The sequence below is a fragment of the Streptomyces sp. NPDC058985 genome (genome assembly GCF_042740985.1).
GTDB lineage: Bacteria > Actinomycetota > Actinomycetes > Streptomycetales > Streptomycetaceae > Streptomyces.
Map to the genome: position 1 here is coordinate 1 of NZ_JBHYJX010000012.1, position 21,739 is coordinate 21,739.

17 protein-coding genes are annotated in these 21,739 nt (G+C 73.4%); 13 read left to right on the forward strand and 4 right to left on the reverse strand.

What is annotated here, in order from left to right; genetic code table 11:
* Window positions 1–155 precede the first annotated feature (155 nt).
* Entirely contained in the window at window positions 156–422 is a 267-nt protein-coding gene (locus ACFW01_RS13510; protein ID WP_234957915.1) for a hypothetical protein, read from the forward strand.
* Here the strand turns inward: ACFW01_RS13510 and ACFW01_RS13515 are convergent.
* Entirely contained in the window at window positions 341–1,402 is a 1,062-nt protein-coding gene (locus ACFW01_RS13515) for a MerR family transcriptional regulator (RefSeq protein WP_234957914.1), read from the reverse strand. The genes ACFW01_RS13510 and ACFW01_RS13515 overlap by 82 nt on opposite strands.
* A 121-nt stretch (window positions 1,403–1,523) precedes the next feature.
* On the opposite strand from ACFW01_RS13515, the gene ACFW01_RS13520 reads away from it, so the two are divergent.
* Window positions 1,524–3,092 carry an alpha/beta hydrolase gene (locus ACFW01_RS13520; protein ID WP_384503606.1) on the forward strand — a complete coding sequence of 523 codons (1,569 nt, stop codon included), beginning with the start codon at window positions 1,524–1,526 and terminating at the stop codon, window positions 3,090–3,092.
* Window positions 3,085–4,683, forward strand: coding sequence for a sulfite oxidase (locus tag ACFW01_RS13525; RefSeq protein ID WP_384503608.1), 1,599 nt, complete (start codon window positions 3,085–3,087; stop codon window positions 4,681–4,683). The genes ACFW01_RS13520 and ACFW01_RS13525 overlap by 8 nt, the downstream gene beginning before the upstream one ends.
* A 64-nt stretch (window positions 4,684–4,747) precedes the next feature.
* Here ACFW01_RS13525 and ACFW01_RS13530 read toward each other — a convergent pair whose 3' ends face one another.
* Complete coding sequence (locus tag ACFW01_RS13530; protein ID WP_234957911.1) at window positions 4,748–5,446, reverse strand: TetR/AcrR family transcriptional regulator; 699 nt, start codon at window positions 5,444–5,446, stop codon at window positions 4,748–4,750.
* Window positions 5,447–5,578: 132 nt separating this feature from the next.
* Here ACFW01_RS13530 and ACFW01_RS13535 point away from each other — a divergent pair, with 132 nt between their 5' ends.
* From ACFW01_RS13535 to ACFW01_RS13555, 5 genes are all read left to right on the forward strand, one after another.
* Window positions 5,579–6,802 (forward strand): saccharopine dehydrogenase family protein, encoded by a 1,224-nt coding sequence (locus tag ACFW01_RS13535; RefSeq protein WP_384503610.1) that lies wholly within the window; start codon window positions 5,579–5,581, stop codon window positions 6,800–6,802.
* A 226-nt stretch (window positions 6,803–7,028) separates the two neighbouring features.
* Entirely contained in the window at window positions 7,029–8,651 is a 1,623-nt protein-coding gene (locus ACFW01_RS13540; protein WP_384503612.1) for a cellulase family glycosylhydrolase, read from the forward strand.
* 28 nt (window positions 8,652–8,679) lie between these two features.
* The gene (locus ACFW01_RS13545) at window positions 8,680–9,210 is read left to right on the forward strand and encodes a hypothetical protein (protein ID WP_384503614.1); all 531 of its coding nucleotides are present in this window, start codon (window positions 8,680–8,682) and stop codon (window positions 9,208–9,210) included.
* Window positions 9,211–9,263: 53 nt separating this feature from the next.
* Window positions 9,264–9,953 carry a response regulator transcription factor gene (locus ACFW01_RS13550; protein WP_361363371.1) on the forward strand — a complete coding sequence of 230 codons (690 nt, stop codon included), beginning with the start codon at window positions 9,264–9,266 and terminating at the stop codon, window positions 9,951–9,953.
* On the forward strand, window positions 9,950–11,269 hold the full coding sequence (locus tag ACFW01_RS13555) for a HAMP domain-containing sensor histidine kinase (protein ID WP_234957906.1): 1,320 nt from the start codon (window positions 9,950–9,952) through the stop codon (window positions 11,267–11,269). Before ACFW01_RS13550 ends, ACFW01_RS13555 begins: the two co-directional genes overlap by 4 nt.
* A gap of 6 nt (window positions 11,270–11,275) precedes the next feature.
* On the opposite strand, the gene ACFW01_RS13560 is transcribed toward ACFW01_RS13555, so the two are convergent.
* Complete coding sequence (locus ACFW01_RS13560; RefSeq protein ID WP_384503617.1) at window positions 11,276–12,124, reverse strand: CAP domain-containing protein; 849 nt, start codon at window positions 12,122–12,124, stop codon at window positions 11,276–11,278.
* 430 nt (window positions 12,125–12,554) lie between these two features.
* On the opposite strand from ACFW01_RS13560, the gene ACFW01_RS13565 reads away from it, so the two are divergent.
* The 5 genes from ACFW01_RS13565 to ACFW01_RS13585 all read left to right on the forward strand — a co-directional run bounded on the left by ACFW01_RS13565 (window position 12,555) and on the right by ACFW01_RS13585 (window position 19,000).
* Window positions 12,555–12,833, forward strand: a complete 279-nt coding sequence (locus ACFW01_RS13565; protein WP_384503619.1) for an acyl carrier protein — start codon at window positions 12,555–12,557, stop codon at window positions 12,831–12,833.
* Complete coding sequence (locus ACFW01_RS13570; RefSeq protein ID WP_384503621.1) at window positions 12,830–14,125, forward strand: beta-ketoacyl-[acyl-carrier-protein] synthase family protein; 1,296 nt, start codon at window positions 12,830–12,832, stop codon at window positions 14,123–14,125. The genes ACFW01_RS13565 and ACFW01_RS13570 overlap by 4 nt, the downstream gene beginning before the upstream one ends.
* Entirely contained in the window at window positions 14,122–15,123 is a 1,002-nt protein-coding gene (locus ACFW01_RS13575; protein WP_384503623.1) for an ACP S-malonyltransferase, read from the forward strand. The genes ACFW01_RS13570 and ACFW01_RS13575 overlap by 4 nt, the downstream gene beginning before the upstream one ends.
* A gap of 58 nt (window positions 15,124–15,181) precedes the next feature.
* On the forward strand, window positions 15,182–15,499 hold the full coding sequence (locus tag ACFW01_RS13580; RefSeq protein ID WP_384503625.1) for a hypothetical protein: 318 nt from the start codon (window positions 15,182–15,184) through the stop codon (window positions 15,497–15,499).
* 126 nt (window positions 15,500–15,625) lie between these two features.
* Window positions 15,626–19,000 (forward strand): pyruvate carboxylase, encoded by a 3,375-nt coding sequence (locus ACFW01_RS13585; protein WP_384503627.1) that lies wholly within the window; start codon window positions 15,626–15,628, stop codon window positions 18,998–19,000.
* 70 nt (window positions 19,001–19,070) lie between these two features.
* Here the strand turns inward: ACFW01_RS13585 and ACFW01_RS13590 are convergent, their stop codons facing one another.
* On the reverse strand, window positions 19,071–21,614 hold the full coding sequence (locus ACFW01_RS13590; protein WP_384503629.1) for a discoidin domain-containing protein: 2,544 nt from the start codon (window positions 21,612–21,614) through the stop codon (window positions 19,071–19,073).
* Between the last annotated feature and the right edge of the window lie 125 nt (window positions 21,615–21,739).

A 21,739-nucleotide genomic window follows, 5' to 3' on the forward strand; every position in this document is an offset into this window, starting at 1 on the left:
ACCGCAGCCAACTCCCCACCCAGCACACCCGATCAACGACACGACCGATCAAGAAGACACGCCATCCCAGACCGCACATGACCAAGCACTACTAGGACCCCTGTCCGGCCCCTGCAACCCGGCCGTTGTCAGTGGCGGATGCGAGGCTGCCCGTCATGGATGAAGTGGAGTTCATGCGGGGCAGGGTCTACGGCGCCGACCACGACAGCCCCGGACCACGCGCCGGACGCGTGTACGCGCAACTGGTGGGCGGTCCCCTCGACGGCCTGCTGCTGGACGTCACTGACCTCACCGACCAGGAGCGCGGCCGGGGCGTGTCCCTGGCCACCGAGATCGGCCACTACGGCGCGGGCGGCCGCTCCGCGTACGCCCCCAGGCCGGGGGACCCCCGCCGCTTCGACTGGCGCGGCGACGTGCCCTGACCCACGGACTCCCCGGTCCCCCCGAACGCCCCCGTCTGTGCGGCAAGCGCCGCGAGCAGCCAGTCGTGCGCGGCCCCGGGGGTCGGCTCCGGCCTGCCGCCCGGCGGGGTACGCACCTCGGAGACCAGGTCCCAGTAGGTGTCGAGCCGCGGGTCGGCGGCGAGTTGCCCGGCCAGCCGGCGCCGGAAGCCGGGCGTGTCCCGGACCCCGTACGCACTCGTGTACGCGGCGACGAAACCGTCCAGCGCCTCGCCGGGCCGCGGCTCCCGGTCCCGGCGCAGGTGCACACCGGCCAGCTCGTACGCCTCCGCCAGCCCCGCGTACAGCACGGCCGCACCCCTGGCCCCGGAGACCCGGTGCGCCTCGGGCTGCGGCTGCGCCGTGCCCGGGCACGGAGCGAGCGTGAGGGCGTTGAGACGGGCGAAGGCCAGGAGCTGGCCAGGGGCCGGGTCGTCGGGCGGCTGCGGAACCGCCACGTCCAGGAACGCCCCGGCCGCCGGGGCCGGCATCCGGGCCGGCAGCCAGCCGCGCCAGAACCGGACCAGCGGCGCCGTGCTGGGCGGCAGCGACACGGCGCCGATCAGCCGCAGACGGGCGGCCCGCTCCCCGGGCGGGCACTCCTGCACCAGCCGCAGCGCCGCCTCCCGCCAGCGCATCGCCCGCAGCTCCGAGCCGAGTTCGCGCAGCCGTCCGGCGACCGCGTCCTCCAGCGTCCCGCCCTCACCGCCCCGTCCACCGGCCTCGTCCTCCTCCTCGAGAACCCGGCGTACCTCGGGCACGGACAGACCCAGCGCGCGCAGCGACCGGATCAACCGCAGCCGGTCGAGCGCCTCGGGGCCGTACCGCCGGTGCCCGCCCGCGCTGCGGGAGGCCTCCGGCAGCAGCTCGCGGTCGGAGTAGAAGCGGACGGTCTTGACGGTGACACCCGCCCGCTCGGCGAGTTCGCCGATGCCGCACAGACCGTCGTACGACGTGACCACTTGAACCTCCCTCAGGGGGAGTTCCTACCGTACCGGCGAACGCGGACCGGTGATCGGCCCGGTCCGCGGACGGACGGCATCGCGACGACGCCGTACCGGACTCCGCGACGAGGGAGCGACCATGACCACGTTCATCCTGGTGTCGGGCATGTTCACCGGCACCCACATCTGGCAGGACACCGCCGCGCGCCTCACCACCGCCGGCGCGCGGGCGCACACCGTCGCCCTCACCGGTCTCGACGGGCCGCGCGCCGCGCCGGGCACCGGCGTCGACCTGGAGACCCACATCGCGGACGTACTCGCGGTGATCGACTCGGTGGAGACCGGGCCGGACCGGAAGGTCGTCCTGGTCGGCCACGACTACGGCATCCACCCGGCCGTCGGCGCCGCCGACCGGCGCGCGGACCGCGTCGCCCGGATCGTGCACCTCGACTCGGGCCTGCCGAGGGACGGCGTCCCGGCGCTGGCCGCGGTGCCCGACCAGTCCCTGCGCGAGCGGGTGGGCGGGGAGGAGAGCCACGACGGACTGCTGCCGCCCCCGGCCCACGACGCGTGGCAGCGCTGGGGCAGCACCGAGGGCATCCCGGCCGCGGCCCTGGACCGGCTCACCGCGCTCGCCGCCCCGCAGCCGCTCGGCACCCTGCTCCAGCCGCTGCGGCTGACCGGAGCCGTCGACACGGTGCCCTCCACCGGAGTGCTCTGCACCGCCAACGGCACCAGCATCGAGCTGATCCAGATGCTGGTGGGTCTTGGCGACCCCGCGCTGCGCGCCCTGACCGACCCGCGCGTGTCGTTCTTCGAACTCCCCACCGGACACTGGCCGATGCTCTCCAGCCCGGCCGACCTCGGCGACGTACTGCTGCGGGCCGCGGCCGGCGAGGGGCACCGCCTGACGCCCGTCGACGACGCCGAACCGCCCGCGCACCTGCGGCCGTTCGTGCTGGACGTCCCCGAAGTCCCCCGGGAACGGCACGGCAACGTCGACCTGTACCTGCCCGACGCCGAGGAGCCGCGCCCCGCCGTGGTGTTCGTGCACGGCGGCCCGGTACCCGCCGACGCGGCCCCGACCCCGCGAGGCTGGCCGGGACTGACCGGGCACGCTCGGTACGCGGCCCGGGAGGGGGCGGTGGGCGTGCTCCTCGACCACCGACTGCACGACCTCGGCGACTACGAGCGGGCCGCCGCCGACGTCGCCGCCGCCGTCGAACTGGTCCGGGGCGACCCCAGGGTGGACGCCGACCGGATCGCGCTGTGGTTCTTCTCCGGCGGCGGTCTGCTCACCGCCGACTGGCTGGCCGCGCCCCCGGCGTGGCTGCGCTGCCTCGCCGCCACCTACCCGGTCCTCGCCCCGCTTCCCAACTGGGGGCTGTCCGGCACCCGCTTCCACCCGGCGCGGGCGCTGGCGCACACGGGGGCGCTGCCCCTCGTACTCACCCGGGTGGGACGGGAGATGCCCGAGATCGCCGCCACCGTCGAGGAGTTCCTGGCGGCGGCCCGGGACCGCGGGGCGGACCTGGAAGTGGTCGACGTACCGCACGGGCACCACGGATTCGAGACCATCGACCACACCGACGAGGCGCGTGCGGCGATCCGGCACGCGATGCGGGCGGTACTACGGCACGCCTTCGCGCCGGCTGCCCACGGTCACCAATCCGCCCGCCGCCCGGCGCCGGATTACCGGCGTGAGTGACGACGAGAAGACCCCGCGCAAGCAGCCGGCCGCCCGCTGGACCCGCCTCGGACTGGGAGCGCTGAGCGGCCTGCTGGCGGGCGGCGCGGCGCTCGCCGCCGCCGAGTTGGCGGCGGTGGCCGTGCGACCGCAGGCCGGTCCGGTCGTCGCGGTCGGCGGGGCCGCCATCGACCGGACGCCGGCCGCCGTCAAGGACTGGGCGATCCGCTCCTTCGGCACCAACGACAAGCTGGTCCTCCAGCTCGGCATCCTCGCCGTCCTGACGCTGTTCGCCCTGGCCCTCGGCGTGCTCGCCCTCCGCCACCGGCGTACGGGAGCCGCGGGCGTCCTGGTCTTCGGTGTCGTCGGCGCCGCCGCCGCCCTCGGCCGGCCCGACTCCACGGGCGTCACGGACGCCCTGCCCTCGGTGGTGGGCGCGGTCGCCGGCGCGGTGCTGCTGTACTTCCTCGTCGGCCACCTGCCCGCACCGGGCCGGGACGTCCTGGACGGAGAGGGCGAGGACTGGGACCGGCGCCGCTTCGTGATCGCGGCGACCGCCGCTGCCGCCGCCTCCGCCGGGGCCGGTGCACTGGGCCGGGCCCTGAGCGGCGCGGGCGGCCGCGAAGCCGTCGCGTCCCGCGAGGGCATCACCCTCCCGCGGCCCGCCTCGGGCGCCCCCGCCGTGCCCCGCCGTGCCCAGGTACGGGTGGACGGGGTCAGCTCCTTCTTCACCCCCAACAGCGACTTCTACCGGGTCGACACCGCCCTGGTGGTCCCCAAGGTCGACGCGACGACCTGGAAGCTGCGCGTCCACGGCAAGGGAGTCACCCGGGAGAGGACCCTGACCTTCGACGACCTGCTGCGGCGCGAGCTGATCGAACGCGACATCACCCTCACCTGTGTGTCCAACGAGGTCGGCGGCCCGTACGTGGGCAACGCCCGCTGGATCGGCGTCCGGCTGGCCGACCTCCTTCAGGAGTGCGGCGTGCGGCCGCCGTCGGCGGGCGGCCCCGCCGATCAGCTCGTCGCCCGCTCCACGGACGGCATGACCATCGGCAGCCCGGTGGAGGACGTCATGGACGGCCGCGACGCGATGCTCGTCGTCGGGATGAACGGCCAACCCCTGCCCTTCGACCACGGGTTCCCGGTCCGCATGCTCGTGCCCGGCCTCTACGGCTATGTCTCGGCCTGCAAGTGGATCAAGGACATCGAGCTGACGACGTTCGACGACTACGACTCGTACTGGGTCAAGCGCGACTGGGCCCGCGAGGCCCCGATCAAGACCCAGTCCCGGATCGACACGCCGAAGCCCTTCGGCCGGCCCGGGGCGGGCACGGTGATGGTCGCGGGCGTCGCCTGGGCCCAGCACCGAGGCATCGACAAGGTCGAGATCCGCGTCGACGACGGCCCCTGGCAGGAGGCCACCCTCGCGGCCGAGGACTCCCGCGACACCTGGCGTCAGTGGTCCTACGCCTGGAAGGCCACGAAGGGCGGCCACACCCTGACCGTGCGGGCCACCGACCGCACCGGCGAGGTGCAGACCGAGAAGCGCACCAAGACCGTGCCGGACGGCGCGAGCGGGTGGCACTCCGTGGTGGTGACGGTGGACTGAGCGGGGGCGAGCCGTCCTCGCGCAGCGAGCGAGCCGGCCTCCCACCACGGAGCACGCGCGTCCCTCACGACCCCAGACGCGCCGCCATGTGGTCCAGCAGCATCTCCAGGGCGACCGGGTAGGCGCTGTGCGGCATCCGCCGGGCCAGGAGTGGTGCCGTGGCGGCGATGTGGGGGTGCGACGTCGCCGGCAGGCGTGCGTACGTGGTGGCCCACATGTCCTCGTCCGCCGTCCGGCTCTCCTCCGTCAGCGCGAGCGCACCGGCGTCGAGCGCCGCGAAGGCCAGGCTCTGGTCGATGAAGGTGTGGTAGATGCGGGCCGCGTCCTCGTCCGGCAGACCGGCGCCGCGCAGGATGCCGAGGATGGTCTCGTCCACGGCGATCTCCCGGGGGCGCCCGGTGACCCGGCTCGCGGTGAGCACGGCGGCCTGCGGGTGGGCCAGGTAGGCCGAGTGGATGGCGAGGCCCAGGGCCCGCAGGTCGGCACGCCACCGGCCGGTCGCCGTCCAGCTCTCCAGGGCCCGGCCCATCAGCTCGTCGCCGATGGCCCGTGTGAGGTCGTCCATCCCCGCGAAGTACCGGTAGAGGGTGCTCGGGTCCGCGCCCAGCGCGAGACCCAGGCGCCGCGCGGTCAGTCCGCTGCCGCCGTGCTCGCGCAGCAGCCGCAGCGCGGTGTCCACGATCAGCGTCTCGGACAGCACCGTGCCCTGCCGGGTCGGACGCCGCCTGCGCCGTGCCTCGTCCCGTACCACCGGCTTCGGCATCGCACTCCTCCTCGTCACCGCCATCGCGGCAGCCTTATGCCAACACGGTTGACCTTACCGTTCGGGCTCCCGTTCCATCGGGGGTACCCGGGAGGCGCCCGTCTTCCGTGACGAGCCAGAAAGGTGTCCGACATGCGTGTACTCCTCGTCGGCGCGGGCGGTGTCGGTACCGCCGTCACCAGGATCGCGGCCCGCAGGCGGTTCCTGACCCACATGGTCGTGGCCGACTACGACCTCGCCCGTGCCGAGGCCGCGGTCGCCGCGCTCGGCGAGGACGGCGACCGCTTCAGCGCCCGGCGGCTGGACGCCTCGGACGGCGAGGCCGTACGCCGGATGCTCGCCGAGCAGCGCTGCGACGTCCTGCTCAACGCGACGGACCCGCGCTTCGTGATGCCCCTGTTCGAGGCGGCGCTGGCGGCCGGGACCCACTACCTGGACATGGCGATGTCGCTGTCCGTCCCGCACCCCTCCCGCCCGCACGAGGAGTGCGGGGTGAAGCTCGGCGACGACCAGTTCGCCCTGACCGGTCGCTGGGACGAGTCCGGCCGGGTCGCCCTGGTCGGCATGGGCGTGGAACCCGGCCTCTCCGACGTCTTCGCCCGCTATGCCGCGGACGAACTCTTCGACGACATCGAGGAGATCGGGGTCCGCGACGGCGCGAACCTGACCGTCGAGGGCTACGACTTCGCGCCGTCCTTCAACATCTGGACCACCATCGAGGAGTGCCTCAACCCGCCGGTCGTCTTCGAGAAGGACCGCGGCTGGTTCACCACCGCGCCGTTCAGCGAGCCCGAGACCTTCGACTTCCCCGAGGGCATCGGCCCCGTGGAGTGCGTGAACGTCGAGCACGAGGAGGTGCTGCTCATCCCGCGCTGGGTGGACACCCGACGGGTGACGTTCAAGTACGGCCTCGGTGAGGACTTCATCGCCAAGCTGCGGACCCTCCACGAACTCGGCCTGGACTCCACCGCCGAGGTGACCGTGCCCGGCGCGGACGGCCCGGTCGGCGTGTCCCCGCGCGACGTGGTCGCCGCCTGCCTGCCCGACCCGGCCGGCCTGGGCGACCGGATGACCGGCAAGACCTGCGCCGGCACCTGGGTCAAGGGCACCCGGGGCGGCGCGGCGCGCGAGGTGTACCTCTACCACGTCGTCGACAACGAGTGGTCGATGCGCGAGTACGGTTCCCAGGCCGTCGTCTGGCAGACCGCCGTCAACCCGGTCGTCGCCCTCGAACTCCTCGCCACCGGCGCCTGGCAGGGCACCGGGGTCCTCGGCCCCGAGGCGTTCCCGCCGCGCCCCTTCCTCGACCTCCTCACCGAGTACGGGTCCCCCTGGGGCCTGCGCGAAGAGGGCTGACCCAGGGACGGTGCCGCAGTGCCTGCCCGCCCCACCGTCCGGATGCCATCGGATGGTGGGGCAAGCGTTTTCTGTGCGACGTCTTGACGTGTACGCGGCGCAGTGAGTGGATGGGGTCTGTGGCGTGGGAGCGCTCCCACGCCACAGACCCCGTGTCCGCACTACTCCTGGAGTCGCCGTGCGCACAGCAAGACGAAACACGCCGAAGAGCCCTCTGGTCCGCCTCATGGCAGGGCTCGCCGCCCTGATCGGGCTGGTCCTCTTCGGTGCCCTCTGCCCCTCGACGGCAGTGGCCCAGCCGGCGGTCGGTGCGCAGGCGGCCGGACTGCACATCAGCGAGGGCCGGTTACTGGAGGGCAACGGCAACGACTTCGTCATGCGCGGGGTCAACCACGCCCACACCTGGTACCCCGGCGAGACGCAGTCCCTCGCGGACGTGAAGGCGCTGGGCGCCAACACCGTCCGCGTCGTCCTCTCCGACGGGCACCGCTGGAGCGAGAACAGCCCCGAGGACGTCGCCGCCGTCGTCGGACAGTGCAAGGCCAACCGGCTGATCTGCGTGCTGGAGGTGCACGACACCACCGGCTACGGCGAGGACGCCGCGGCCGGCACCCTCGACCATGCGGCCGACTACTGGATCGGCCTCAAGGACGTGCTGGCCGGTCAGGAGGACTACGTCGTCGTCAACATCGGCAACGAGCCCTGGGGCAACACCGACCCCGCCGGCTGGACCGCGCCGACCATCGCGGCGGTCGAGAAGCTGCGCGACGCGGGCTTCCAGCACACGATCATGGTGGACGCGCCCAACTGGGGCCAGGACTGGCAGGGCGTCATGCGGGCCGACGCGAAGTCCGTGTACGACGCCGACCCCACCGGCAACCTGATCTTCTCGATCCACATGTACAGCGTCTACGACACGGCCCAGGAGATCACCGACTACCTGAACGCCTTCGTCGACGCCGGACTGCCCATCCTCATCGGCGAGTTCGGCGGCCCCGCCGACCAGTGGGGCGATCCGGACGAGGACACCATGATGGCCACCGCCGAGCAGCTCGACCTCGGCTACCTGGCCTGGTCCTGGAGCGGCAACACCGACCCGGTCCTCGACCTCGCCCTCGACTTCGACCCCAGCCGGCTCAGCTCCTGGGGCGAGCGCATCTTCCACGGCGTCAACGGCATCGCCCAGACCGCGAAGGAGGCCACCGTCTACGGCGGCGGCACCCCGGGCGACACCGAGGCCCCGACGGCACCCGGAGCGCCCGCCGCCTCCGCGGTCACGGACACGTCGGTCACGCTCGGCTGGGCCGCGTCCACCGACGACACCGGCGTGAGGGGCTACGACGTCGTCCGCGTCGCCGACGGCGCCGAGACCGGGGTCGCCGCGTCCACGAGCACCACCGCCACGGTGACCGGCCTCACCGCGGGCACCGCCTACACCTTCGCCGTCTACGCCCGGGACGCGGCGGGCAACCGCTCCGCCCGCTCGGCCACCGTCGACGTCACCACCGACGAGGGCGGCACTCCGGGCGCGGCCTGCTCCGTCGGATACCGGGTCGTCGGCGAGTGGCCGGGCGGCTTCCAGGGCGAGATCGCCGTCCGCAACACCGGCACCGCCGCCATCACCCCCTGGGCGCTGGCGTTCGCCTTCGCGGACGGCCAGACCATCAGCAACATGTGGGGAGGCACCGCCACCCAGAACGCCGGTGCGGTGAGCGTCGCCCCCGCCTCCTACACCGCCACCATCCCGGCCGGCTCCACGGTCACCCTCGGCTTCACGGCCGGGAAGGGCGCCGCCAACACCGCCCCGGCCGCGTTCCGCCTCAACGGGTCCGACTGCGCCACGGCGTGACCGACGTCACCACGACACCTCACGGACGTTGGCCTGGCTCCGCGGCCGCGTCGTCGCGGTGATCTCCGAGCGGTGGCGGCTCGCCGAGAACGTCACCGTCAGGTTCTCCGGCTCGCTCTGCTCCGTACTCACCGTGAAGCCCTGGTTCGGCACCGCAGAGATCAGACACACCCCGGAACCGCCGAACCGCACGGTCGCCTTGCCGCCCTCCGAAGGCACCGTGTACACGCCCGCGCCGCCCTCCTCGCACCCCGGGTCGCCTCCGCCGCCCGGCGGTCGCGGGGAGGCGGTGGGCGCGGTCGGCGTGGGCTTCGCGGTCGGGCTCGGCGGCCTCGTGCTCGTACGGGACGGCGTCGGACTGGGCTTCCGGCTGGTGGGCGAGGCGCTGGGGGAGGGCTTCGCGGTCCTGGACGGTCTGGGCGCGGGAGAGGCCGGCAGCTCCTTCGGTGCCGACTGCGCGACCGGTGCCGTCGGCCGGGTCGAGCCCACCACGAAGTGGATCGTGATGATGACGGCCGTGACACTGGCCGCCGTGCACGACAGCCAGATGATCAGGTAGCGCAGAAGGCGGGACACGACACCATAGTGACGGACCGGCTAACGTGCCTGCCCATGGCCTCCGTACTTGTCGTCGAGGACGACCCCGTGATCCGGGCCGCGCTGATCGAGGTCCTGACCGGGCACGGCTACGCCGTGAAGACCGCGCACCAGGGTTTCGAGGCGTTGCGCGAGATCACCCAGAGCCCGCCGGACATCGTCGTGCTCGACCTCGGGCTGCCCGACCTCGACGGGCTCGACGTGCTGCGGATGATCCGGGGCATATCCCGCGTGCCGGTGCTGGTCGCCACCGCGCGCGACGACGACACCGAGGTCATCCGGCTGCTCAACGCGGGCGCCGACGACTACATGGTCAAGCCCTTCTCCGGCGGCCAGCTCGCCGCCCGCCTCGCCGCCGTGCTGCGCCGCTCGGTGCCCGCCGACGTCCGCGCGGCGCGCCGGCCCGTCCTCCAGGTCGGCGACCTGCGCATCGACGCCACCGCCCGCACCGCGCACCTCGCCGGCCGGGAACTTCCCCTCACCCGCCGCGAGTTCGACCTGCTCGCCTACCTCGCGGCCAACGCCGACCAGGTCATGTCCCGGCAGCGGATACTCGCCGAGGTGTGGCAGCAGCCGTACGTGGAGGACCAGACGGTGGACGTCCACCTCTCCGCACTCCGTCGCAAACTGGGGGAGAAGGCGCGAAAGCCCCGCTATCTCCACACCGTGCGCGGCATCGGAATCAAACTGGTCAGCTCGCCATGAGACGTGCCCTCGCCGGGATCGCCCTGGCCGTCACCTCGATGGTGGCGCTGTCGTTCCTCATCCCGCTCGCCCTGCTCGTGCGCGAACAGGCCCGGGACCGGGTCACCACCGCAGCCGAGCAGCGCGCCTCCGCCCTGTCGCCGGTGCTCGCCCTCACCACCCGGCGCGCCGACGTGCAGCAGGCCGTCGCCGAGCTGGGCTCCTCCGACCAGCTCGTGGTCCGGCTCCCCGACGGCGGCTTCGTCGGCACCCCGCACGCCCCCGAGAGCACGCTGGACCGGGCTGTACGGGGGCGCGAGACCCTTGCCGTCGACACCGACGACGGCTGGGTCTACCTCCAGCCCGTCGTCCTGCGGGGCGACCGGGTCGCGGTCGTCGAGGCCTACGTCCCCGCCGCCGACCTCACCCGGGGCGTCGCCGCCTCGTGGGGCGTCATGGCGCTGCTCGCCCTCGGCCTGGTCGGTGGCTCGGTGCTGGTCGCCGACCGGCTCGGCGCCCGCGTCGTCCGCTCCTCGCGCGGCCTCAAGCGCGCCTCGCTCGCCCTCGGCTCCGGCGACCTCGACGTACGGGTGGAACCGGACGGGCCGCCGGAACTGCAGGAGGCCGGAGTGGCGTTCAACAGCATGGCCGACCGGGTCGTGGACCTGCTGGCCGTGGAACGCGAGCTGGTCGCCGACCTCTCCCACCGGCTGCGCACCCCGCTGACCGCCCTCTACCTGGAGGCCGACCGGATGGGCGCGACCCCGAGCGCCCGGCGGGTCACGGAGGCGGCCGGGCAGCTGGAGAGCGAGCTGGACGCGATCATCGCGGCGGCGCGTACGCCCCTGGCCGCGGCGCAGCTCGGCGGGGCGGGGGTGGCGGGGAAACCGTGCGACGTCGCCGAGGTGGTCGCGATGCGCCTGGAGTTCTGGTCCGTCCTCGCGGGCCAGCAGGGCCGGGCGTACCAGCGCTCCCTGACTCCGCGCCCGGCACCGGTCGCGTTCCCCGAGGACGACCTCGCGGCCGTCGTCGACGCCCTGATCGGCAACGTCTTCCGGCACACACCGCAGGGCACCGCCTTCACCGTGCTCGTGGAGCGGCAGGAGCGGTACGTCTTCCTCACCGTCGACGACGCCGGGCCGGGCGTGGCGGATCCCGAGGCGGCGCTCACCCGGGGCGTCAGCGTCGGCGGCTCCACCGGGCTCGGCCTCGACATCGTGGCCCGGGCGGCCCGCGCGGCGGACGGCGAACTGACGATCACCCGCGCGCCGATGGGCGGCGCGCGGGTGCGGGTGTCGTTCGTGCTGGCCGGCGTCCGCGAGGACGCTCAGCGGTGAGACGGGTCAGCGGCTCGCGCCGAAGTTCTGGGTCCACCAGGGGCCGCCGTCGCCGACGTGGACGCCGACGCCCAGCTCCTTGAAGGAGCAGTTGAGTATGTTCGCCCGGTGGCCCTCGCTGTTCATCCACGAGTCCATCACCGCCGCCGCGTCCGCCTGACCGCGGGCTATGTTCTCACCGAGCGTGGACCACTGGTAGCCGGCGGCCTCGACGCGGCTCGTCATGGTGGAGCCGTCCGGGCCCGTGTGGGACATCACACCGCTGCTCGCCATGACGTCGCTGTAGTCGTCCGCGGCCCGGGTCAGCTTGTCGTTGGCGGTGACCGGCGAGCAGCCGGCGGCGGCCCGCTCCTCGTTCACCAGTGCGAGGACCTGGGCCTCGGGCCCGCTCGACCCACTGGAGCCCGAACCCGACCCCGACCCGCTGTCCGCCCCCGTGTCGCCGCCGCCCGCCGAGCGGTCGCCGCCGCTCTTCGCCGTCGCCTTCTCGGGCGTGCGGGACGCGGGAGGGTCCGCCTTCGCGGCGCCGGTGGACGGGCTCGCCGTCTTCTTCGGCTTCTTCGTCGGCTCCGCGCTCGCGCTCGGTGAACCGCTCGCCGTGGCGCTCGGGCTCGCCGATGCGGACGCCAGGGGCGATGCGCCGCCCGCGTCCTCGGCCTCCGGCGTCTGCCCGGCGGCGTCCGCGCTCACCTGGTCCGAGGCCCCGCCGTCGTCGCCGTCCGCGACCGCCAGGGTGATCCCGACGCCCGCCGTCAGGGTGACCGCGCCGAGCACCAGCGCGGTACCGCGGGTCCGGAACCCGCCGCGGGGGCGGGCGTGGGAGCGGGACGGGCGAGCGGCTCGGCGGGAACCCATACGCAGGACACCTCGGCTTGTCTGTCGGCTGTCGGAACCCCGTACCCGGACCCGGTGGACGCGACCGCGCCCACCGGGACTGTGGGGGGTGTTCGAGAGCCTAGGACCCGAACGGGGGGAAACGGCCGTTCGAAGGTCATCTTCAGAAAGCCTTAAAAGAGCCGCCAAAGTCCGCTGAGGAAAAGACGGCCCCGGCCGGCGGTCCACGCGGTCCCCTTACGCGCGGCCCCTTTACGCGCTCACCGCCCGCCGCCCTCACCCCGCGGCGGGGCGCCTCAACGTGAAGGGAGGACACAGATGGTCCGCCGACGCCCCTCATGTGCTCCCGGCACCCCGCCGTCACCCCCTCCGGGGCGCTTGCCGTGCCGGAGGGCCGGACAGCCTGTCGGCGTGCGTCCGGCAGATCGCCGGACGAGAAGGAGGAACCGGCATGACATCCACCGCCGAGGAACGAGAACTCCTCGCCGAACTGCGGGAACTGCTGGCCGCCACCGTCGAGGACCTGTCCGTGGAGGAAGTCGTACCGGACTCCTCCCTCAAGGACGACCTGGGCGTCGACTCGCTGGCCATGCTGGAGCTGATCGCCGCGATCGAGGACCGCTGGCAGATCGAGGTGTCCCAGGAGCAGGCGGAACAGCTCACGACGGTCCGGCAGATCGCCGCGCACCTGGCCCGGAGCGCCGCCGCTCCCGCGGGCGGTACCGCGTGAGCCCACGACACGCGGCCGGCCCGGACCGCCACGAACGGGACGCCGTCGTCACCGGACTCGGCACGACGACCGCGCTGGGCGGCGACGTCCCCACCACCTGGCGGGCCCTGCTGGACGGCGTGTGCGGCATCGAGCGCGTCGACTTCGCGACGCCGGACGGCCCCGCGCAGACCTACCTCGCGGCGCCCGCCGCGGTCGATCCCGGCACGGTCCTGCCCCCCGCCAAGGCGGCGCACTGCGACCGCTCGGCGCAGTTCGCCCTGGTCGCCGCGCGCGAGGCCACGCGCGACGCCGGATTCGAGGACCCGTCGTCCCTCTCCGCGGACGGTTCGCGGGTGGCCGTGGTCGTAGGGGTCGGACTGGGCGGCTTCACCAGCATCCTGGAGCACGACCACCGCCTGAGGACCCGGGGCCCCGGACGGGTGAGCCCGCGCACCATCCCCGTCATGCTGCCCAACCACCCGGCGGCCGAGGTGGGACTGATGGTGGGAGCCAAGGCCGGGGTGCACGCCCCCGTCAGCGCCTGTGCCTCCGGCGCCGAGGCCCTCGCCCAGGCCCTCGGCATGATCAGGGACGGCCGTGCCGACATCGTCGTCGCGGGCGGTGCCGAAGCCGCGCTGCATCCGCTCGCCCTCGCCGGGTTCGCGCGGCTGCGGGCACTCTCCCGGCGCCTGGACGACCCCAAGGGCGCGTCCAGACCCTTCGACGCCGAACGGGACGGCTTCGTGATGGGCGAGGGCGCCGGCATGCTCGTCGTGGAGAGCGCCGCGCACGCCGCCGCCCGCGGCGCCCGCGTCCACGGCCGGCTGACCGGAGCCGGCATCACCAACGACAGCCACCACGTCGCACAGCCCGCGCCCGGTGGCACGGGCTGCGCCGCCGCCGTCGACGAGGCCCTGAACGACGCCGGGCTCCGTCCGGGGCAGGTCCGGCACGTCAACGCCCACGCCACGTCGACACCGCTCGGCGACCTCGGCGAGGCACAGGCTCTGCGCCGGATCTTCGCCGAGGGCCTCAAGGACGTGGCGGTCAGCGCCACCAAGGCCGCCTTCGGGCACACCCTCGGGGCGGCCGGCGCCATCGAGGCCGTCCTCACCCTGCTCGCCCTGCGCGAGCGGACCGCACCGCCCGCGTGCAGTCTCGAACGCCTCGACCCCGCGATCGATCAGACCGGCCTGAACGTCGTGGGACCCAGCCCCGCGGCGCTGCCTCCCGGATCCCTCGCGGCCGTCACCACGAGCATGGGTTTCGGCGGCCACAACGTCGCACTCGCCTTCACCGGCGCCTCATGAGCCACGGCGGCCCGGCCCCCGCCGGAGGCACACCGCGCACCGTGCTGATGTGCCCCGGCCAGGGGGCCTACCTCCCCGGCGCGCTGCGCCACCTGCGGGACCTGCCGGCCGTGGCGGACGTACTGCGGAGGGTGGACGCCCACAGCACCGCCCTCGGCGCCGCCGGGCCACCCGTCGCCCGTCTCCTCACCGACCCCGGCGCGCCCGGCCCCGACCAGCTCCTGCGCACCGACCCCCTCGCCTTCGACCTGGCCACCTACACCGCGGTGACCGCCCTGGCCGCCGTCCTGCTCGACCTCGCCGCCCGGCCCGTCCACGCGGTGCTCGGCCACAGCATGGGCGACCTCGCCGCTCTCACCGCCGCCGGCGTGCTCACCCTGGAACAAGGCGTCCGGCTGCTGCACCTGCGCGACCGGCTGCTGCGCGACGCCGCGCTGCCGGCGGCGGGCCTGCTGGCCACCGACCTGACCGCCGGCCGGGCAGCGGAGCTGCTGCGCACCCGGGCGCTGGCCCGGGTGCGGATCGCCGCCCGCAACGCGCCCGCCCAGACGGTCCTGGCCGGCCCCGAGGACCAGCTGGCCACCGCGGCGTGCGCGGCCCGCGAACTCGGCCACCGCGCCACGCCGCTGACCAGCCGCACCGCCTACCACCACCCCCTGCTCACCGACGTTCACCGGTCCTTCCGCCGCCTCCTGAGCGCGCAGCCCGTCACACCACCCGCTCTCGCCGTGTACACGACCGTCACGGACCGTCCCTTGGACACCCCGGCTCAGCTGCGCGCCTCGGCCGCCGCCCACCTCACCGAGCCCATGGCCTTCCACCGCACGCTGCACGCGCTGCGCCGGGCGGGTTTCACCACCTACCTCGACAGCGGTCCCCGGGCCCTGCTGTCCACCCTGGCAAGGGCGGGACTCCCGGGCTGCGCCGTCGCCGCCCCCTTCCGCACCCCGGTCGGCGTGGAGCGCCTGCGCCACCGCCTCACCGCCGCCCTGGGGTGACGGAACGCCTGCGGCCGGGCCCCGCGGGTAGGCGGAGGGGATCAGAAGGAGGAGTGTCATGACGACATACGTCATCTCGGTGCCCGGCACGTTCACCGGTACGGTCCAGGACGCCACGACGGACGAGCTGGCCCGCGCACTGCGCCCCGACGACCCGCACGGGACCCACCTGGGAGACGAGGAGGACCTGGACGCCCTCTCGGTCAACGACGACGGCACCTTCACCATCCGCCTCACCGTCGAGGCGGACACCGCCGCGCACGCGGAGAGCCGTGCCAAGGAGATCGCGGACTCCGCCCTGCGCACGGCGGGCCTGGACCGCGGCAGCGCGCCGCTCGGACCGACGCTGGTCACCGGAATCGATTCCGACGTCTGACCCGCCCACGTCCGCGACGGCGCACCGCCCGGGTGCGCCGGTCCGGGAGTGGCCCGGCTCACATGGCGTACCGGAGACGGCGCCGACACGATGGTCTCGTCACCCGGCAGGCTGAAGGGATCAAGAATGTTCCGCAAGGTGCTGGTCGCCAACCGCGGTGAGATCGCGATCCGCGCGTTTCGGGCGGGCTACGAGCTCGGCGCGCGCACCGTCGCCGTCTTCCCGCACGAGGACCGCAACTCGCTGCACCGGCTCAAGGCCGACGAGGCCTACGAGATCGGGGAGCCGGGGCATCCGGTTCGCGCGTATCTCTCCGTGCAGGAAATCGTCCGCGCGGCGCTCCGCGCGGGGGCCGACGCCGTGTACCCGGGCTACGGATTCCTGTCGGAGAACCCCGAGCTGGCCCGTGCCTGCGAAGAGGCCGGCATCACCTTCGTCGGACCCGACACCAGGATCCTGGAGCTGACCGGCAACAAGGCCCGTGCCGTGGCCGCCGCCCGCGAGGCCGGCGTACCGGTGCTCGGCTCCTCCGCGCCCTCCACCGACGTGGACGAACTCGTCCGCGCCGCCGACGGCATCGGTTTCCCGGTGTTCGTCAAGGCGGTCGCCGGCGGTGGCGGGCGCGGCATGCGCCGGGTCGAGGACCCCGAGCAGCTGCGGGAGGCCATCGAGGCGGCCTCCAGGGAGGCCGCCTCCGCCTTCGGCGACTCCACGGTCTTCCTGGAGAAGGCGGTCGTGGAGCCCCGCCACATCGAGGTGCAGATCCTCGCCGACGGGCAGGGCGACGTCATCCACCTCTTCGAGCGGGACTGCTCGGTGCAGCGCCGCCACCAGAAGGTGATCGAGCTGGCGCCCGCGCCCAACCTCGACCCCGCCCTGCGCGAGCGGATCTGCGCCGACGCGGTGAACTTCGCCCGGCAGATCGGCTACCGCAACGCCGGCACCGTGGAGTTCCTCGTCGACCGCGACGGCAACCACGTCTTCATCGAGATGAACCCCCGCATCCAGGTCGAGCACACCGTCACCGAGGAGGTCACGGACGTCGACCTGGTCCAGTCCCAGCTGCGCATCGCCGCCGGTGAGACGCTGGCGGACCTCGGGCTCGCGCAGGAGAACATCACCCTGCGCGGCGCCGCCCTCCAGTGCCGCATCACCACCGAGGACCCGGCCAACGGCTTCCGCCCCGACACCGGGCAGATCAGCGCCTACCGCTCGCCCGGCGGCTCCGGCATCCGGCTCGACGGCGGCACCACCCACGCCGGTACGGAGATCAGCGCCCACTTCGACTCGATGCTGGTCAAACTCTCCTGCCGCGGCCGGGACTTCACCACCGCCGTGAACCGAGCCCGGCGCGCCGTGGCCGAGTTCCGCATCCGCGGCGTCGCCACCAACATCCCGTTCCTCCAGGCGGTCCTGGACGACCCCGACTTCCAGGCGGGCCAGGTCACCACCTCGTTCATCGAGCAGCGCCCGCACCTGCTCACCGCCCGGCACTCCGCCGACCGCGGCACGAAGCTGCTGACCTACCTCGCCGACGTCACCGTGAACAAGCCGCACGGTGAGCGCCCCGAGCTGGCCGACCCGATGACCAAGCTGCGGGCGGTGCCCGCGGGGGAGCCCCCGGCCGGGTCCCGGCAACTGCTGGCCGAGCTGGGCCCCGAGGGCTTCGCCCGCCGCCTGCGCGAGTCCTCCACCATCGGGGTCACCGACACCACCTTCCGCGACGCGCATCAGTCGCTGCTCGCCACCCGGGTGCGCACCAAGGACATGCTCGCCGTCGCCCCGGTGGTCGCCCACACCCTGCCCGAGCTGCTCTCCCTGGAGTGCTGGGGCGGCGCCACCTACGACGTGGCGCTGCGGTTCCTCGCCGAGGACCCGTGGGAGCGGCTGGCCGCCCTGCGCGAGGCCGTGCCCAACATCTGCCTCCAGATGCTGCTGCGCGGCCGCAACACGGTGGGCTACACCCCCTACCCGACCGAGGTGACCGACGCCTTCGTGCAGGAGGCCGCCGCCACCGGCATCGACATCTTCCGCATCTTCGACGCCCTCAACGACGTCGAGCAGATGCGTCCCGCCATCGAGGCCGTACGCCAGACGGGGACGTCCGTCGCGGAAGTGGCCCTCTGCTACACCGCCGACCTGTCCGACCCCGCCGAGCGGCTCTACACCCTCGACTACTATCTGCGCCTCGCCGAGCAGATCGTGGACGCGGGCGCCCACGTCCTGGCGATCAAGGACATGGCCGGCCTGCTGCGCGCCCCGGCCGCGGCGACCCTGGTGTCGGCGCTGCGCCGGGAGTTCGACCTGCCGGTGCACCTGCACACCCACGACACGACCGGCGGTCAGCTCGCCACCTACCTGGCCGCCGTCCAGGCCGGCGCGGACGCCGTGGACGGAGCGGTGGCGTCCATGGCCGGCACCACCTCGCAGCCGTCCCTGTCGGCGATCGTGGCCGCCACCGACCACACCGACCGGCCCACCGGCCTCGATCTGCGGGCCGTCGGCGACCTGGAGCCGTACTGGGAGAGCGTCCGCAAGGTCTACGCCCCCTTCGAGGCCGGCCTCGCCTCCCCGACCGGCCGGGTCTACGACCACGAGATCCCCGGCGGGCAGCTCTCCAACCTGCGCACCCAGGCCATCGCGCTCGGTCTCGGCGACCGCTTCGAGGACATCGAGGCGATGTACGAGGCCGCCGACCGGATGCTGGGCCGCCTGGTGAAGGTCACGCCCTCCTCCAAGGTGGTCGGCGACCTGGCCCTGCACCTGGTGGGGGCCGGTGTCTCCCCGGCGGACTTCGAGGCGGAGCCGGACCGCTTCGACATCCCCGACTCGGTCGTCGGCTTCCTGCGCGGTGAGCTGGGCACCCCGCCCGGGGGCTGGCCCGAGCCGTTCCGCAGCAAGGCGCTGCGGGGGCGGGCCGAGGCCAAGCCGGTACCCGAGCTGAGCGCCGACGACCGCACGGGGCTGGCCAAGGACCGCAGGGCGACCCTCAACCGGCTGCTGTTCCCGGGGCCGGCGCGCGAGTTCGACACCCATCGCGCGTCGTTCGGTGACACCAGCGTCCTGGACAGCAAGGACTTCTTCTACGGGCTTCGCCCGGGCAAGGAGTACACGGTCGACCTGGACCCCGGCGTCCGGCTGCTCATCGAACTCCAGGCGGTCGGCGACGCCGACGAACGCGGCATGCGCACCGTGATGTCCTCGCTCAACGGGCAGATCCGGCCCATCCAGGTCCGCGACCGCTCGGCGGCCTCCGACGTGCCGGTCACCGAGAAGGCGGACCGGACCGACCCCGGCCACGTCGCGGCGCCCTTCGCCGGTGTGGTGACCCTCGCCGTCGCCGAGGGCGACGAGGTGGCGGCCGGTGCCACCGTGGCCACCATCGAGGCGATGAAGATGGAGGCCACGATCACCGCCCAGAAGGCCGGCACGGTCACCCGTCTCGCCATCAACCGCATCCAGCAGGTCGAGGGCGGCGACCTGCTCGTGCAACTGGCCTGACCCTGCGAATGCGCCCGCGCGCCCGGGGCCCACCCCCGTGCGCGCGGGCGCACCGCGTCCTACCTTCCGGTCACGGGAACTGCGTGACCTTGGACGGCACGGTGCTCGTCCCCGACGTGGGCGCGCCGGTGTCGTTGATGACGTGCCGGTACTGGCCCATGCCACCCAGCGAGATCACTTGGAGGTGGCGCATCCTGATGCCCGGCTTGACCGGCACCTGGAACCCGTGGTGCTGGACGATGCCCGGATCGGACGTGTAGTTGCAGTAGCTGCCCAGGGCCACCGCCTCGTGCTCGTTCACCGAGTCGGCGACCTTGTAGCCCGCGTAGCCGACGATGCCGTCGTGGGTGATGGCGGCCTCGTTCGGGGCGTCGTACGCCTTCTCGTTCTGGAAGAAGATGGTCCGTCCGCGTTCGCCGCTCCAGTACACGTCGTACTTGTTGAAGTGCTCGACGAACAGCCCCGTCGCGAGGACGTCGTCGCCGTTGACGCGCAAGCCGTAGTCGGCGCGGTTGGTCTCCCAGCCGACGCCCTCGCCGTGGTCGGCCCGCCAGATCCAGGTGTGGTCGATCAGGACGTCGTCGCTGTTGACCACAACGGAGTCGGTGGCCTTGCCCGGCCCCGCGCCGCCGATCCGGATGAACACGTCCTGCATGCTGGTGGGGTTGGCCGCGTGATCGGCGTCCGAGCCCGGCGCCCCGATCCGCAGCAGCGTGTCGGAGTTCTGCGGGCCCGCGTCGATCAGGAAGCCCGCGAGCCGCACACCGTCGACGTCGGCCACGTGCATGGCGTCGACGCCGCCGTCCGGGATGATCGTGGCCAGGCCGAGGCCCAGCACGACGGTGTTGGCGCGGTCGACCTCGATGGTCTTGTCGATGTGGTAGACCCCGGGCGTGAACAGCAGGTTGAGACCCTGGTCGAGCGCGGCGTTGATGGTCGTGGCCGTCGCGCCCGGCTTGACCACGTAGAACTGGCTGAGCGGCAGCGAGGTGCCGCCGGCGTTGGCGGGCCAGGACACCCCGCGGGCGTTGGTCCGCTTGGCGGGCACCCGCACCTTGTACTCGTCGCCGTCCAGGTAGAGGAACGGCTTCTCGCGGGAGATCGGCGTCGTGTCGAGCGTGGTGTACGGGCCGGTCTCGAAGTTGCTTGCGGGCGCGCCCTCGACTCCGGTGAACGTCATGTTCCAGACGCCGTTGGTCCAGCCGCCCACCGAGCTGTCGCGGGTGTACCACTGCTGCTGCGAGTAGGGGCCCACCGTGCCGTCGACCTTCGAGTCGGCGATGTAGCCGCCGGAGGCCCAGCCGTAGCCGTTGGGCGCGAGGTTGAGGCCGCCCTGCACGTGGATGCGGCGGAAGGGTGCCGCCTGGGCCACCGCCCAGCGGTTGGTGCCGCTCACGGGCCGGATCGCGAGGTTCTCGGCCGAACGCCAGAAGTTCTGCGTGGCGTTGCCGTTGAACCAGCCGGCGTCCACGGTGATGTCGCCGTTGAGCTGGACGTCATCCGGGTTGAGGCCCAGGCCGGAGACCGAGGTGTAGAAGCCGAGCTGGGCGTTGAGGCCGTTGTAGGTGCCCGGCTTCAGCAGGAACTGGTAGCGCCCGCTGCCGAACTGGTCCGACTCCTGCTGGGCGAAGACCTGGTCGAAGCGCTGCTGGAGGTTCGGGGTCGAGGGGTCCACGACGATGACGTTCGGGCCCAGGTCGCCGCCGCCCTCGACCGGGGGAGTGCCGGTCGTCCCGGTGTGCACGGCGAACTCCCAGAGCGAGTAGCCGTAACCCGTGGCGCGCGCGGTGCCGTACACGCGGACGTACCGGCCCGAACCGCTGACGTCGTAGGAGGCCTTGCCCCCGGTGGCGCCGGTGACGCTCTTCAGCGTGTGCCAGCTCTGTCCGTCCGAGGAGGCCTCGATCCGGAACTCCTTGGCGTGGGCGGCCTCCCAGTGCAGGTCCACCTTGCACAGGTCGCGAACCGCGCCCAGGTCGACCCGCAGCCACTGCGGGTCCGAGGCCTGGCTGGACCAGCGGGTGCCGGCGTCGCCGTCGAACGCCGCGGCGGCGGGTGTCCCGGCGTTCTCGACGGAGGAGGCGGAGGCGGGCTTGCCGCGCGCGGCGTCGGCGCTGTCGCAGGAGCCGGGGGCGGCGGGGCCGGTGGTGCCGAAGACCTGGAACTCCCACAGGGAGTAACCCCAGTCGGTGGCCCGGTGGACGCCCTGCATGCGGACGTACCGTCCCTGGCCCGAGACGTCCACGGTGTCGGTGCCGCCGTCGCCGCCGGTCACCGTCTTCGCGTCGGTCCAGGTGCTCCCGTCCGGGGAGAGCTGGATCTTGTAGTCCTTGCCGTAGGCCGCCTCCCAGTCGAGGACGACCCGGGTGACGGAGGCGGTGGCGCCCAGGTCGACCTGGAGCCACTGGTCGTCGCTCGCGGCCGACGACCAACGGGTGTTCGTGTTCCCGTCGACGGCGTTGCCCGAGGGCGTTCCGGCGTTCTCGGCCGACGACGACGTGGCCGTGCGGCCCTGGGAGAGGGGCGTGTCGGCTGCGGTGGCCGTGACAGGAGCGGGAAGGGTGACGAGCGCCGCCGTGGCGACGAGCGCGACACCCAAGGATCTGAGTCTCATCTGTGGGCTTTCTGCGGGTGCGGACAAGGAGTGGCCCAGCGCCAACCGCAGGACGCGGCGGCTTAGTTCAAGGTGTGATTTAAGTAGTGAGACCTCGATCGGGCAAGAGTCCGGGCAAGAGTTCG